General features: G+C 60.9%; 13 protein-coding genes. 8 read left to right on the top strand and 5 right to left on the bottom strand.

Annotation, left to right across the window (positions count from 1 at the left end):
• The first annotated feature begins 186 nt into the window (after window positions 1-186).
• On the top strand, window positions 187-1989 hold the full coding sequence (locus tag U5A08_RS02275) for an acyl-CoA dehydrogenase (protein WP_321850107.1): 1803 nt from the start codon (window positions 187-189) through the stop codon (window positions 1987-1989).
• Here U5A08_RS02275 and U5A08_RS02270 read toward each other — a convergent pair.
• Window positions 1986-2279 carry a cell division protein ZapA gene (locus U5A08_RS02270; RefSeq protein WP_253392967.1) on the bottom strand — a complete coding sequence of 98 codons (294 nt, stop codon included), beginning with the start codon at window positions 2277-2279 and terminating at the stop codon, window positions 1986-1988. The two genes, U5A08_RS02275 and U5A08_RS02270, sit on opposite strands and share 4 nt — an antisense overlap.
• Window positions 2276-2506, bottom strand: a complete 231-nt coding sequence (locus U5A08_RS02265; RefSeq protein ID WP_247397258.1) for a hypothetical protein — start codon at window positions 2504-2506, stop codon at window positions 2276-2278. Before U5A08_RS02265 ends, U5A08_RS02270 begins: the two co-directional genes overlap by 4 nt.
• 606 nt (window positions 2507-3112) lie before the next feature.
• Between U5A08_RS02265 and U5A08_RS02260 the strand changes: the two genes are divergently transcribed.
• The 3 genes from U5A08_RS02260 to selO are packed head-to-tail and all read left to right on the top strand — an operon-like array spanning window position 3113 to window position 9800.
• A complete protein-coding gene (locus U5A08_RS02260; protein WP_253392965.1) occupies window positions 3113-4855 on the top strand; it encodes a potassium/proton antiporter in 1743 nt (580 codons plus the stop codon).
• Between the two features lie 49 nt (window positions 4856-4904).
• Window positions 4905-8288 (top strand): mechanosensitive channel MscK, encoded by a 3384-nt coding sequence (mscK, locus tag U5A08_RS02255; protein ID WP_253392964.1) that lies wholly within the window; start codon window positions 4905-4907, stop codon window positions 8286-8288.
• A 48-nt stretch (window positions 8289-8336) separates the two neighbouring features.
• Window positions 8337-9800 carry a protein adenylyltransferase SelO gene (gene selO, locus U5A08_RS02250; protein ID WP_321850103.1) on the top strand — a complete coding sequence of 488 codons (1464 nt, stop codon included), beginning with the start codon at window positions 8337-8339 and terminating at the stop codon, window positions 9798-9800.
• 6 nt (window positions 9801-9806) lie between these two features.
• On the opposite strand, the gene U5A08_RS02245 is transcribed toward selO, so the two are convergent.
• Window positions 9807-10208, bottom strand: coding sequence for a helix-turn-helix domain-containing protein (locus U5A08_RS02245; protein ID WP_253392960.1), 402 nt, complete (start codon window positions 10206-10208; stop codon window positions 9807-9809).
• Window positions 10205-10501 (bottom strand): type II toxin-antitoxin system HigB family toxin, encoded by a 297-nt coding sequence (locus tag U5A08_RS02240; RefSeq protein WP_253392958.1) that lies wholly within the window; start codon window positions 10499-10501, stop codon window positions 10205-10207. Before U5A08_RS02240 ends, U5A08_RS02245 begins: the two co-directional genes overlap by 4 nt.
• A 236-nt stretch (window positions 10502-10737) precedes the next feature.
• On the opposite strand from U5A08_RS02240, the gene trxC reads away from it, so the two are divergent.
• Window positions 10738-11172, top strand: coding sequence for a thioredoxin TrxC (gene trxC, locus U5A08_RS02235; RefSeq protein WP_253392956.1), 435 nt, complete (start codon window positions 10738-10740; stop codon window positions 11170-11172).
• 41 nt (window positions 11173-11213) lie between these two features.
• On the opposite strand, the gene U5A08_RS02230 is transcribed toward trxC, so the two are convergent.
• Window positions 11214-11984: a ParA family protein gene (locus U5A08_RS02230; protein ID WP_247397237.1), complete on the bottom strand. Its 771-nt coding sequence runs from the start codon at window positions 11982-11984 to the stop codon at window positions 11214-11216.
• Window positions 11985-12321: 337 nt separating this feature from the next.
• On the opposite strand from U5A08_RS02230, the gene U5A08_RS02225 reads away from it, so the two are divergent.
• From U5A08_RS02225 to U5A08_RS02215, 3 genes are read left to right on the top strand one after another with little or no spacing between them, the layout of a single operon-like run.
• Window positions 12322-13041, top strand: a complete 720-nt coding sequence (locus tag U5A08_RS02225) for a beta-ketoacyl synthase chain length factor (protein WP_253392954.1) — start codon at window positions 12322-12324, stop codon at window positions 13039-13041.
• A complete protein-coding gene (locus U5A08_RS02220) occupies window positions 13017-13829 on the top strand; it encodes a lysophospholipid acyltransferase family protein (RefSeq protein ID WP_253392953.1) in 813 nt (270 codons plus the stop codon). Before U5A08_RS02225 ends, U5A08_RS02220 begins: the two co-directional genes overlap by 25 nt.
• Window positions 13807-14076: a phosphopantetheine-binding protein gene (locus tag U5A08_RS02215; protein WP_247397227.1), complete on the top strand. Its 270-nt coding sequence runs from the start codon at window positions 13807-13809 to the stop codon at window positions 14074-14076. Before U5A08_RS02220 ends, U5A08_RS02215 begins: the two co-directional genes overlap by 23 nt.
• The last annotated feature ends 6 nt before the right edge of the window (window positions 14077-14082 follow it).

Here is a 14082-nt window from a genome sequence, read left to right as displayed (position 1 = left end):
ATGGCGGTGTATCAGTAACAGTTGAACTGACTGACACACTGCAATCGGGGGCAAGCCCCCTCCCACATTCGGTCGCATTTCAACTCCTCGTCCGCGTTCTGCCCCTCCATCACCCAGATCAATCTTGCTAGCCGCCCTCCATTCCCGCACTTAGACTCAGGCCCCTTCCCACACAGGTAAGCCGCCATGTCCGAGACGCTACTCAGTTCCCGCAATCTGGCTTTCGAGCTGTACGAAGTCCTCGATGCCGAGGGCTTGACCCAGCGCGAGCGGTTTGCCGAACACAATCGCGAAACCTTCGACGCGGCCATCAGTACCGCCCGGAACATTGCCGAGAAGTACTTCGCGCCGCATAACCGCAAGAACGACGAAAACGAACCGCGCTACGAGGACGGCAAGGCCATCCTGATCCCGGAAGTCAAACCGGCGGTGGACGCATTCCTCGAAGCGGGCTTTCTCAATGCCGCGCGCAGTTTCGAAGCCGGCGGCATGCAGTTGCCGACATTGCTGTCCCAGGCCTGCTTCGCGCACTTCCAGTCGGCCAACGCCGCGTCAACGTCCTACCCGTTCCTGACCATGGGCGCCGCCAACCTGATCGAAAGTTTCGGCACCGAGGAGCAGAAGCAACGCTTCCTGCAACCGATGATCGAGGGGCGTTTCTTCGGCACCATGGCCCTGACCGAGCCGCATGCCGGCTCGTCGCTGTCGGACATTCGGACCCGCGCCGAGCCTGCGGCGGACGGCAGCTATCGCCTCAAGGGCAACAAGATTTTTATCTCCGGCGGCGACCACCCACTGTCGGAAAACATCGTGCATATGGTGCTGGCCAAGCTGCCGGACGCACCGGCCGGGGTGAAGGGCATTTCGCTGTTTATCGTGCCCAAATTCCTGGTCAACGACGATGGCAGCCTGGGCGCGCGCAACGATGTGTTGCTGGCCGGGCTATTCCACAAGATGGGTTGGCGCGGCACCACGTCCACGGCGCTGAATTTCGGCGATAACGGGCACTGCGTCGGCTATCTGGTGGGCAAGCCGCACCAGGGCCTGAGCTGCATGTTCCAGATGATGAACGAAGCGCGCATCGGCGTCGGCATGGGCGCGGTGATGCTCGGTTACGCCGGTTACCTGTATTCCCTGGAATACGCACGCGAACGTCCGCAGGGCCGCCTGCCAGACAGCAAAGACCCGAGCACCGCGCCGGTGTCGATCATCCAGCACGCCGACATCAAGCGCATGCTGCTGACCCAGAAAGCCTACGTCGAAGGCGCCTTCGACCTCGGCCTGTATGCCGCACGCCTGTTCGACGACACCACCACCCTGGCAACCGACGTCGAGCGCAAGCGCGCCCACGAACTGCTCGACCTGCTGACCCCAATCGTCAAATCCTGGCCCTCGGAGTTCTGCCTCAAGGCCAACGAGCTGGCGATCCAGATTCTCGGCGGCCACGGCTACACCCGTGAATACCCGGTGGAGCAGTACTACCGCGACAACCGCCTCAACCCGATCCATGAAGGCACCCACGGCATTCAGTCCCTGGACCTGTTGGGGCGCAAGCTGGCGCAGAACGGCGGCGCCGGGCTGAAGCAGTTGATTCGGTTGATCGCCGAAACGGGCGCACGGGCGCAGCAATACCCCTCGCTGAATGCCTTGCGAGAACCGCTGGAACACCTGGTGGCGCGCTTGCAAAGCGTGACGATCGGCCTGCTGACGGATCTCGCCCAAGGCAAAGTCAACAGCAGCCTGGCGAATTCGGCGCTGTACCTTAAGGTATTCGGGCACACGGTGATTGGCTGGCGCTGGCTGGAGCAGGCGATTCGCGCCGAAGAAGGCCTGGCCAAGGGCAATGCGGCGGACACCGCCTTCTATAAAGGCAAGCTCCAGGCCGCCCGGTACTTCCTGACCTGGGAAGTACCGGGCTGCCATCATGAACTGGCGATTCTGGAGGCCCGCGATGATACGTGCCTCGGCATGCAGGATGAGTGGTTCTAAGGCTGGCCGATAGCCTTGGAAATCACCTCGACCGTGGCGCTGACTTGCTCTTGGTAACGGTCGAGTTCCTGCTGGTGACGCTGTTGCATTTCGATCTGCTCGGCGCACAGGTTCAGCGCGGCCAACACCAATAGCTTGTCACCGATCAGGGTCGGGTACTTTTGCTTGGTAGTCGCCAGGGAGGCCTTGAGCAGGGTCACGGCGCGCATCAGGGTTTGATCTTCTCCGGCCGGTGCCTTGATCGAGTAATCCTCTCCGAGAATCGAAACGACCTTTATCCCTTCGTTCATGCGCTGACAGGACCTGCGCTCACACGCTCAACCAACGCCTGGATACGCGCAGCGGTAGCGCCGTTCTTTTCTTCCTGCTCCATCAGGTTCAGTTGCAGGCTGTCGTTCTCATCCTTGGCGCGGGCCAGTTCCGCCTTGAGGGATTCATTGGTGCCCAACAGGTCGTGATTCTGCTGTACCAGGTCGCTGACCAGTTGTTCCAGTTGGCTGAGGGATGCTTCTAACATTTTGATTTCCTGGGCTTTTCAAAGGGCGGTGACGATAAAGAAAATTCACCTCGGATGCCAGGGTTATCCCCGGCGCGCAGCCCGATTGTTAAGGGCCGAGCCACACTTTCGAGCCTTAGTGACTGCATTTCCCCCATCAGGTTCCTGAATCGGCCCGGCCCCTCGTCAGATGCGATAAACGCACATGCCACTTTAGACTTTAATCGCACTGCCGATAGGTGATGCTTAGCCCATCTCAAGGCAGCATGGAGCGCGCATCTGCGCAGGATTCCCGCATGTCTCTTCGTAATATGAATATTGCGCCGCGCGCCTTCCCAGGCTTCGCCCTGATTGGCGCACTCATGTTGTTTCTCGGTGTGTTCGCCCTGAACCAAATGAGCAAAATCCGCGCCTGACGGTGGATTTGAATGGGATGGTCGGGCGGTTTCGCCTCTGACTGACTGCACTTGGTCGAATGGGAGGGGGCAAGCCCCCTCCCACATTTGAATCTATGTGAATCACGAAAACCTTTTTGACAGCGCGGCAATTCAACAGGTTAGAATCGCTGGCACGCAGACTGCATGGTCAGAGTGCGCCCCGTTTTATTTTGCCCATGGAGTACTGCCTTTGAATGCGACGACCATCAACAGCCTGTTCTTGATCGGCGCGTTGCTGGTGAGTGCGAGCATTCTGGTGAGCTCTCTTTCGTCCCGCCTGGGCATCCCGATCCTGGTGATCATCCTGGCCGTGGGCATGGTCGCCGGCGTCGACGGCGGCGGCATCATCTTCGATAACTACCCCACCGCCTACCTGGTGGGCAACCTCGCCCTGGCCGTGATCCTGCTCGACGGCGGCTTACGCACACGGGTGGCGAGTTTTCGCGTGGCACTCTGGCCGGCGTTGTCGCTGGCCACGGTGGGGGTGTTGATTACCACCGGTCTCACCGGCATGGCCGCAGCCTGGCTGTTCGACCTCAATATCATTCAAGGTTTGCTGATCGGCGCGATTGTCGGCTCCACCGACGCCGCCGCGGTGTTCTCGCTGCTCGGCGGCAAGGGGCTCAACGAACGGGTTTCCGCCAGCCTGGAAATCGAATCCGGCAGCAACGACCCGATGGCGGTGTTCCTGACCGTCACCCTGATCGACATGCTCGCCAGCGGCCAGACCGGCCTGCACTGGAGCCTGCTGATTCACCTGGTGCGCGAGTTCGGCATCGGCGGCCTCATCGGCCTGGGCGGCGGCTGGCTGATGCTGCAGATGGTCAACCGGATCAACCTGGCCAACGGCCTGTACCCGATCCTGGTGATCGCCGGCGGCCTGTTCGTTTTCGCCCTGACCAACGCCCTGCACGGCAGCGGCTTCCTCGCCGTGTACCTGTGCGGCCTGGTGATCGGCAACCGCCCGGTGCGCAGCCGTCATGGCATTTTGCATATGCTCGACGGCATGGCCTGGCTCGCCCAAATCGGCATGTTCCTGGTGCTGGGCCTGCTGGTCACGCCCCACGATCTGCTGCCGATTGCGCTGCCCGCCCTGGGCCTGGCGCTGTGGATGATCCTGTTTGCGCGGCCACTGTCGGTGATCGTTGGCCTGCTGCCGTTCAAGGCGTTCCACGACCGTGAAAAAGCCTTTATCGCCTGGGTCGGTTTGCGCGGCGCGGTGCCGATCATTCTTGCGGTGTTCCCGCTGATGGCCGGCCTGCCCCATGCGCAGCTGTACTTCAACCTGGCGTTCTTTATCGTGCTGGTCTCGCTGCTGGTGCAAGGCACCAGCCTGCCGTGGGTGGCCAAGCTGCTGAAAGTAACCGTACCACCGGAGCCGGCGCCGATTTCCCGCGCCGCCCTGGAAGTCCACGTCACCAGCGAGTGGGAGCTGTTCGTCTACCGCCTGGGCGCGGAAAAATGGTGCATCGGCGCAGCCCTGCGCGAACTGAGAATGCCCGAAGGCACGCGCATCGCAGCGCTGTTCCGTGGCCAGCAACTGCTCCATCCGTCGGGTAGCACGGTGCTGGAAGCCGACGACTTGCTCTGCGTGATCGGTCACGAACACAACCTGCCAGCCCTGGGCAAACTGTTCAGCCAGGCGCCGCAACGCGGCTTGGATTTGCGCTTCTTCGGCGACTTCGTCCTCGAAGGCGACGCCCAGCTCGGCGCGGTGTCGGCGCTGTATGGCCTGCAACTCGAAGGCATCGACCCGGACATGCCATTGAGCCACTTCATCACCCAGAAAGTCGGCGGCGCGCCGGTGGTCGGCGACCAGGTGGAGTGGAACAACACGATCTGGACCGTCGCGGTCATGGACGGGAACAAGATTGGCAAAGTCGGCGTCAGATTCCCCGAAGGAAGTCGCCCAGGCCCCGGACTCTTCCTCTAAACTGCGGGGCAACACTGCCCCGTTTCTTCACCTTGCTCGACCGGTCTCTATGCCAACCCTGCGCACTTTTCTCGCCACTGCCCTGCTGGGCCTGACCCTTTGTGTCGGCAACGTACACGCCGCCGACCCGCCCAGCGCCGACGCTATCCAGCAAACCCTGGACAAGCTGCCCGATCGCAAGCTGCCCGACGCCGACATGAAGGCGCTGCAGGCGATCCTGCAGCAGACGTTGACCTACCTGGGCAACAAGCAGGATTACGAGCAGCGCCTGGCCGATCTCAAGCGCCAGTTGCAAGACGCCCCGCGCCTGACCAGCGAAAACCAGCGCGAATTGACCCGGCTCAAGGCGACTAAAATCGTCCCGGTGGCCCAACGCTACGCCACCTTGCCGGTGCCGCAACTGGAACAACTGCTGGTGCAGCGCACCACCCAGCAAGGCGACCTGCAAAAAGACCTGGCCGAAGCCAACAGCCTGACCATCGCCGCCCAAACTCGCCCCGAGCGCGCCCAGACCGAAATCAGCAGCAGCCAGACGCGCATCCAGCAGATCAATGCGATCCTCAAGACCGGCAAGGACAACGGCAAAACCCTCAGCGCCGACCAGCGCAACCAGTTGAACGCCGAACTGGCGTCGCTGAATGCACTGATCCCGCTGCGCCGCCAGGAACTGGCCGGCAACAGCCAACTGCAAGACCTGGGCAACAGCCAGCATGACCTGGTAGTGGAAAAAACCGCGCGCCTGGAACAAGAGATCCAGGACCTGCAAACCCTGATCAACCAGAAACGCCTGGCCCAGTCCCAGCAGACGGTGACCCAACAGTCCATCGAAGCGCAGAAAGCCGGCGGCAGCAGCCTGTTGGCCACGGAAAGCGCGACCAACCTGAAACTGTCCGACTACCTGCTCAAAAGCACCGACCGCCTCAACGACCTGACCCAGAAAAACCTGCAGACCAAGCAGCAACTGGACGCCGTGACCCAGAGCGACTCGGCGCTGGAAGAGCAGATCAACGTGCTCAAGGGCAGCCTGCTGCTGTCGAAGATTCTGTACAAACAGAAGCAGGCATTGCCGCGTCTGACGGTCGACCGCGACCTGGCAGACAATATCGCCAACATTCGCCTGTACCAGTTCGAGGTCAACCAGCAACGCGAACTGATCAGCTCGCCCAGCACCTATGTGGATAACCTGCTGGCCAACCAGCCGCCGGATGAGATCACCCCGCAACTGCGGCGCACCCTGCTGGAACTGGCGATCACCCGCAGCGACCTGCTCGAGCGCCTGAGCCGCGAGCTGAGTGCGCTGCTCAATGAATCGATCACCCTGCAACTGAACCAGAAACAACTGCTCAGCACCGCCACCACCCTGCGTGCGACCCTCGATGAGCAGATGTTCTGGATTCCCAGCAACAAGCCGCTGGATACCGAGTGGCTGGAAACCGTTCCGGATCACCTGAGCAAGCAAGTCACCTCCCTGCCCTGGGCCTCCAGCGTCAGCGAACTGTACGACGGCCTGACCCAGCGCCCGCTGCTGTTCCTGCCGTTGCTGCTGTTGATCGGCGCGCTGCTGTGGCGGCGCAACGCCTTGTACGCACGCCTGAAAAAGGTCCACCTGGACATCGGCCACTTCAAGCGTGACAGCCAATGGCACACGCCCCAGGCGATCCTGGTGAATATCCTGCTGGCCATGCCCGTGGCCCTGGGCCTGGCGTTATGCGGTTATGCGTTGCAGATCGACGCCCGCGGGCAGAACGCCAACCTGGGCGCTGCGCTGTTGCAGATCGCCCAGGCGTGGATGGTGTTTTACACCGCCTACCGAATCCTCGCGCCGGGCGGCGTAGCCGAATTGCACTTTCGCTGGGAACGTCCGCAGGTCGAATTCCTGCAAGGCTGGGTGCGCAAGCTCGGGCTCGTGGTACTGGCGCTGGTGGCCGTGGTGGCCATTGCCGAGCATCAGCCGGCGGCATTGGCCGACGACGTGCTCGGCATCGGCGTGGTGCTGACCTGCTACGCGCTGATGGCCTGGCTGTTGGGCCGCCTGCTGTTGCACAGCACGACCCACGAGAAAGCCTCACTGTTCCGCAAAGGCGCAGGCCTGTTGTTTACCGCGCTGCCCATCGCGCTGTTTATCGCGGTGTGCTTTGGCTATTACTACACCGCCCTGAAGCTCAGCGATCGGTTGATCAACACCCTGTACCTGCTGATGTTCTGGCTGGTGATCGAAGCCACCTTCGTCCGCGGCCTGGGTGTCGCGGCCCGGCGCCTGGCCTATTCGCGGGCGCTAGCAAAACGCCAGGCCGCCAAAGAAGCCGGCGACGGCGAAGCGGTGATCGAAGAGCCGACCCTGGACATCGAACAGGTCAACGAACAATCCATGCGCCTGATCCGCCTGGCCCTGCTCGGCGGCTTCATCGCGGCGCTGTACTGGGTGTGGTCGGACTTGATCTCGGTGTTTTCCTACCTGGACAACATCACCCTCTACGAATACACCAGCGGCACCGGGGCCAATATCAGCATGGTGCCGATCAGCATCGGCGACATGCTCGGCGCGCTGATCATCATCGGCATCACCTTCGCCCTGGCGCGCAACCTGCCCGGTTTGCTCGAGGTGCTGGTGCTGTCCAAGCTGGACCTGGCCCAGGGCAGCGCCTACGCCACCACCACGTTGCTGTCCTATGTAATTGCCGGCGTGGGGTTTGTCTCGACCCTGTCGACCCTCGGCGTAAGCTGGGACAAGCTGCAATGGCTGGTGGCGGCGCTGTCGGTGGGCCTGGGCTTCGGCATGCAGGAGATCTTCGCCAACTTTATCTCCGGCATCATGATCCTGTTCGAGCGCCCGGTGCGGATCGGCGACACCATCACCATCGGCAACCTGTCGGGCACGGTGAGCAAGATCCGCATCCGCGCCACCACCATCACCGACTTCGACCGCAAGGACATCATTGTCCCGAACAAAACCTTCATCACCGGGCAACTGATCAACTGGTCGCTGACCGACACCATTACCCGGGTCACCCTCAAACTCGGCGTGGACTACGGCTCCGACCTCGACCTGGTGAAGGCCCTGCTGCTTCAGGCCGCACGGGAAAACCCACGGGTCCTGAAAGAGCCCGAACCCCTCGTGTACTTCCTCAACTTCGGCGAAAGCACCCTCGACCACGAACTGCGCATGCACGTGCGCGACCTCGGTGACCGCAACCCGGTGATCGACGAGGTGAACCGTTTTATCAACCGCGAGTTCAAGAACAACCATATCAACATCTCGTTCCGGCAGATGGAGGTTTACCTGAAAAACCTGCACGGCCAGGAGTACAAGCTGGTGCCGGTGGAAGACGAGAACCACGCCATCGCCAACCCGGCCAAGGCCCCAGACGCACCGCAGCCACCGCCAGGCAAAGTGGTCGACGCACCCGAGCCGCCGCCCTCCACGCTCGACTAAAGCGCCTATCCCCAGCAGAATGCTCGGACATTCTGCTGGAGATGGCCGGTGAAAGCCCTCGACGAACTGACCTTCGACAACCGCTTCGCACGCCTGGGCGACGCGTTCTCAACCCACGTCCTGCCCGAACCCCTCGACGAACCGCGCCTGGTCGTGGCGAGCGACGCCGCCATGGCCCTGCTCGACCTCGACCCGGCAGTTGCAGAAACGCCAGTATTCGCCGAGCTGTTCGGCGGCCATAAGTTGTGGGCCGAAGCCGAACCGCGCGCGATGGTGTATTCCGGGCATCAGTTCGGCTCCTACAACCCGCAACTGGGCGATGGCCGTGGCTTGCTGCTCGGCGAGGTGTATAACCGCGCCGGCGAACACTGGGACCTGCACCTCAAGGGCGCCGGGCAGACGCCCTACTCGCGCATGGGCGATGGCCGCGCAGTGCTGCGCTCGTCGATTCGGGAGTTTCTGGCGTCAGAAGCGCTGCACGCACTGGGCATCCCCAGCAGCCGCGCACTGTGCGTGATCGGCTCCAGCACGCCGGTTTGGCGTGAGAAGCAGGAACGTGGGGCGATGGTGCTACGCCTGGCCCATAGCCATATCCGCTTCGGCCATTTCGAATACTTCTACTACACCAAGAAGCCTGAGCAGCAGGCGGAACTGGCGGAACATGTATTGAAGCTGCACTTCCCCGAGTGCCAGGAACAGCCCGAACCGTACCTGGCGATGTTCCGCGAAGTCGTCGAGCGCAACGCCGAACTGATCGCCAAATGGCAGGCCTATGGCTTCTGCCACGGGGTGATGAACACCGACAACATGTCGATCCTCGGCATCACCTTCGACTTCGGGCCGTTTGCGTTTCTCGACGACTTTGACGCGCACTTCGTCTGCAACCACTCCGATCATGAAGGGCGCTACTCCTTCAGCAATCAGGTGCCGATCGGGCAGTGGAACCTCAGTGCGCTGGCACAGGCGCTCACGCCGTTTATCAGCGTCGACGCCTTGAAGGAAACCCTCGGCCTGTACCTGCCGCTGTACCAGGCGCACTACCTGGACCTGATGCGCCGCCGGCTGGGGCTGACCACCGCCGAAGACGATGACCAGCAACTGGTGGAGCGCTTGCTGCAGTTGATGCAGAACAGCAGCGTTGACTACACGCTGTTCTTCCGGCGCCTGGGCGATGAGCCGGCGGCGCACGCGCTGGCGCGGTTGCGTGACGACTTTGTCGACATGCTCGGGTTCGATGCCTGGGCCGACGCGTACAAGGCCCGCGTGGCGCGCAATGGCGAGTACAGCGAAGCACAGCGCCGTGCGCGGATGCATGCGGTGAACCCGCTGTACATCCTGCGCAATTACCTCGCACAGAACGCCATCACCGCTGCCGAGTCGGGGGATTACAGCGAAGTGCGACGGTTGCACGAGGTGTTGAGCAAGCCGTTCGAGGAACAGCCGGGGATGGAGCAGTACGCGCAGCGGCCGCCGGATTGGGGCAAGCATTTGGAGATTAGTTGCTCTTCGTAGAGTCAGTTAAATGAACGTCTCCACGGACACACCAAAGCGTTCGGCCAACCATTTAATCTGCCGCAGATTGAGCTTGCGCTTACCGCTCAGTATCTCGGAAACAACTGACTGTGTGCCCAAGCCTGGCAGATCACTTTGACTCAAACCGTGTTCGCGCATCATCGCGCGCAACACGTCAACACCACTGGCGATGGGCATCGGACGATGTGCCTGATCGTAGGCTTCGATCCAGTCACTGAGAATATCTACCAGACTCATAAGCGGATTTGATTCGTCCTCCCCGACCAAGTCCAGCAGCTCGTCGAGGGCAGCAACCAGTGCATCGTAATCCGCCTCGTTTTTTGGCTTGCGCAGTAATGGTGAAACAAATTGCCAATGTTCAGCGGCGAGCTGAATGAGTGCGCTCATCTGATTGCCTCCTTCCACTTGTCTTGCTCATATTCGCGATGATCGAGCAGATGTTTGATGTAAATTCGTTGTGTTGGGTACCGCACGAAAGCAATTAACCTCAGTTTATTGCCACCGATGTCGAACACATGGAACTGCCCGACTTTATCAGTCGCGGGAAAAATGCCTTTCATTGACGCGAAATCTCCCGGGTTATTGCGCTTTATCCGTCGGTACCACTCATCCAGAGCACTCGCTGAGCGTGGCCACTTCTCCTTTGCTTCCCAGATCCTTTTCTCACTAATCACTCGCATGCAACATCCTTATCGCATCTTGCTATGAAGGTTAAACCCGAACCCAAGCTATCGCAATTTGCTATAACCGCAAACAGACAGATGGCGCAAAACAGAACAAGCTCCAACAGCCTAGATAAGCGGCCTCACATCGACATGGCGAAACTGTGAACGGATGAGTCTCCGCTCCCACGCCTTGATAAACCCCAGACCTGACTCCAAATACACGCCATTGGCCATATCCAAGGAGCGCCACCATGTCCGACCCTCTCGTCATCCCCTGCCCGCACTGCAACGGCCTCAACCGCATCCCCGGCGAACGCCTGGCTGACACGCCGAAGTGCGGGCGCTGCAAGCAACCGGTGTTGTTGAACAAGCCTTTTGAGCTGAAACAGGGCGACTACGCCAGTCAGATCAAGGGCGACCTGCCATTGCTGGTGGATGTGTGGGCCGATTGGTGTGGGCCGTGCAAATCGTTCGCGCCCATCTTCGAACAGGCCGCTGCGCAGTTGGAAGGCAAGTGCCGGCTGGCCAAGCTGGACAGCGAGGCCAATCAGCAGTTGTCGGCGCAGTTGGGGATTCGCTCGATTCCCAGTTTGATTCTGTTCAAGAACGGCCGCGAAGTGGCGCGCCAGAGTGGGGCGTTTCCGTTACCGCAGTTGATGAGCTGGCTGCGCAGCCAAGGGGTTTGACTCGACCTTGAGCACAACGCAGGCCAGTGTGGTGCTTTAGGTCAGGCGTTTTCCAGCAGGTTATGCAACTCCACAAACTGCTGCGTCAGCTTGTGCCGTGGGTCCAGGTGGATCAGTGGTTTGTTCTGCTGGTGCGACTCACGCATGCGTACCGAACTTGCCAGGTACACCGGCAGCACCGGCAAGCCTTCGGCAATCAACTCATCGAGCATCTGCTGCGGCAGGCTCGCCCGCGCCTGGAACTGGTTGACCACGATGCCTTCCACTTCCAGGCCTTCGTTGTGGTCTTCCTTCAATTCTTCGATTTCCGCCAGCACGCCATACAGAGCCTGGCGCGAGAAGCTGTCGCAATCGAAGGGGATCAATACACGATCAGCGGCAATCAGCGCCGAAACCGCATAAAAATTCAACGCCGGCGGGGTATCCAGGTAAATCCGGTCGTAGTCTTCGCTCAGTTCATCCAGCAGCTTTCGCAGCTTGTTGATCTTGTGCTTGGCTTCGAGCTTGGGCTGCAAGTCCGCCAGCTCAGCGGTGGCGGTGATCACGTGCAGGTTGTCGAAGGGCGTTTCGTAGATATCCACCCGGTTTTTCTTGGCGAACGGCCCGGAAGACAGGGTTTGCTTGAAGAACTCGGCAATACCCATCGGTATATCGTCGCCAGTCAGCCCAGTGAGGTACTGAGTGGAGTTGGCTTGTGCATCGAGGTCCACCAACAGGGTTCGATAGCCTTCACTGGCGCTGACCGCCGCCAGGTTACAGGCGATGCTGGACTTGCCAACCCCGCCTTTTTGATTGAACACCACGCGCCGCATGGAAAAACCTCCGTGTATCAATGAATGCCCGAGTGTAGAGGGCAAAAGCGCCTGTTAGCTACCTCGTTCATCCATGCACTGCTGCATTAATGCCCGGATGCAGCATTCAACATACAAATGAAAAGGAACAGTCCGACAATCCAACTCGGCTCTCGGTGAAGGACAATCTGTAAATCTTCCCCAGCAAATTGTAATCAGCCGTGAACAAATCTTTACCAAAGTTTGCTAGAACCCCGCAGCACCGGGATAATGCGCGCCATTCGGCTGTTGCTCCCTGTCCCGGTATTCGGGGCCAGTGGCCGCACATGGAAGCCCGCAGGGGCGGGATAACTTCTCAGTGATCAATTTCAATATCGCCCAATGGCGCGCCTGGGCCCCGGGCCTCGAAAGTGCGGACGACTGGCGCGCCTGGTGCAAGGCCCCCGTGTTGCTGCCCGCCAGCGAAGCCTCCCCCGACGTCTCGTTTTTACCGGCCATGCAGCGCCGCCGTCTGAGCCGCCTGGCGCGCATGGCATTCAGCGTAGGCTGGCCGATGGCCGAGGGTTTGCAAGACCTGCCACTGGTGTTCATTTCCCGCCACGGCGAAACCCCGCGCACCCTCGACATCCTCAGCGACCTGGCCAACGACCAGCCGCTGTCCCCGACCCAGTTCAGCCTGTCGGTGCATAACGCGGTGATTGGCTTGTGGTCGATCCTGCGCAATGAAACCAGCGAAATGACCGCCCTTGCCGCCGCCGGCGATGGCCTGGAACACGGCATGCTCGAAGCGGCCGCGCTGCTCAACGAAGGCGCCCCGGCGGTACTGCTGGTGATCACCGAGGAGCGGCCCCCCGAGGCCTACGCCAGCTGGATCATGGATGTGCCCTTCCCCTACGCCCTCGGCCTGCTGCTGACACCAGGCGACGAGTGGCAACTGGAACTCACCAGCGGCACTGTCCAACCCACTCACACCCAGTGGCCCCACGCCCTGAACCTGCTGCGCACCCTGTTGACCGAACAGGGCGCCTGCCAACATGCCTGGAAGAACCGCGTATGGAACTGGCAACGCAAACCCTGAACGATAAGCCACGGGACGCCTACTATTGGCGCCTGTTCGCCACCGCCACCAGCTTCACGCTGTTTGGCGTCGGCGGCCTGTGCCTGCGTTTGTTGGTATTTCCGTTGCTCGGTTGCCTGCCGGGGACTGCCAAGCAGCACCAACGGCGTGCGCGCCACACCATCAGTCGCCTGTTCTGGTTGTTCATTCGGATGATGCAGCGTTTGGGCATTCTGACGTTCAGCGTCGACGGCGCCGACAAACTCGGGCGCCCCGGCCAGATGATCGTCGCCAACCACCCGTCACTGATCGACGTGGTGTTCCTGATCGGCCTGATGCGCCAGACCAACTGCGTGGTCAAGCAGAGCCTGTTTCAAAACCCGTTCACCCGTGGGCCGGTGCGCGATGCCGGCTACATCAGCAACGACGGCAGCGCGGACATGCTCGACGCCGCCGCCGATGCCCTGCGCGAAGGTCAGACCCTGATCATCTTTCCAGAAGGCACCCGCACCACACCCGGCGCGGTGCCTGCCTTTCATCGCGGCGCCGCCGCGATTGCGTTGCGCGGTGCGACAATCATCACCCCCGTGGTGATCAAGGTCAGCCCGACCACCCTGACCAAGGCCGAACCCTGGTATCGCATTCCTAAACGCCGCTTTCACTTCAGTTTACGGGTGGGTGCCGATATAGAACCACAGGCGTTCGCCGCACTCGGGCCTGCGCCCCAGGCTTCACGCAAGCTCAACGATTACCTGCATCACTATTTCATTAAGGAGCTCGCCGAAGATGAGCAACCCAAACAGCCTTGAGCACGACATAAAGACGCTGATCATCGAGGCCCTGGGCCTGGAAGACATCAGCGTCGACGACATCAAAAGCGAAGATCCCCTGTTCGGCGAAGGCCTGGGCCTGGACTCAGTCGATGCCCTGGAACTGGGCCTGGCGATCCAGAAAAAGTACGGCATCAAGATAGATGCCGACGCCAAGGACACCCGCAATCACTTCACCAACGTGGCCAGCCTTGCGGCGTTCGTCACGGCCAGAAAGGCAGCTTGAGACCGT

The organism is Pseudomonas paraveronii, from assembly GCF_963681955.1.
GTDB lineage: Bacteria > Pseudomonadota > Gammaproteobacteria > Pseudomonadales > Pseudomonadaceae > Aquipseudomonas > Aquipseudomonas paraveronii.
This window is presented reverse-complemented; position numbering and strand designations above follow the sequence as displayed.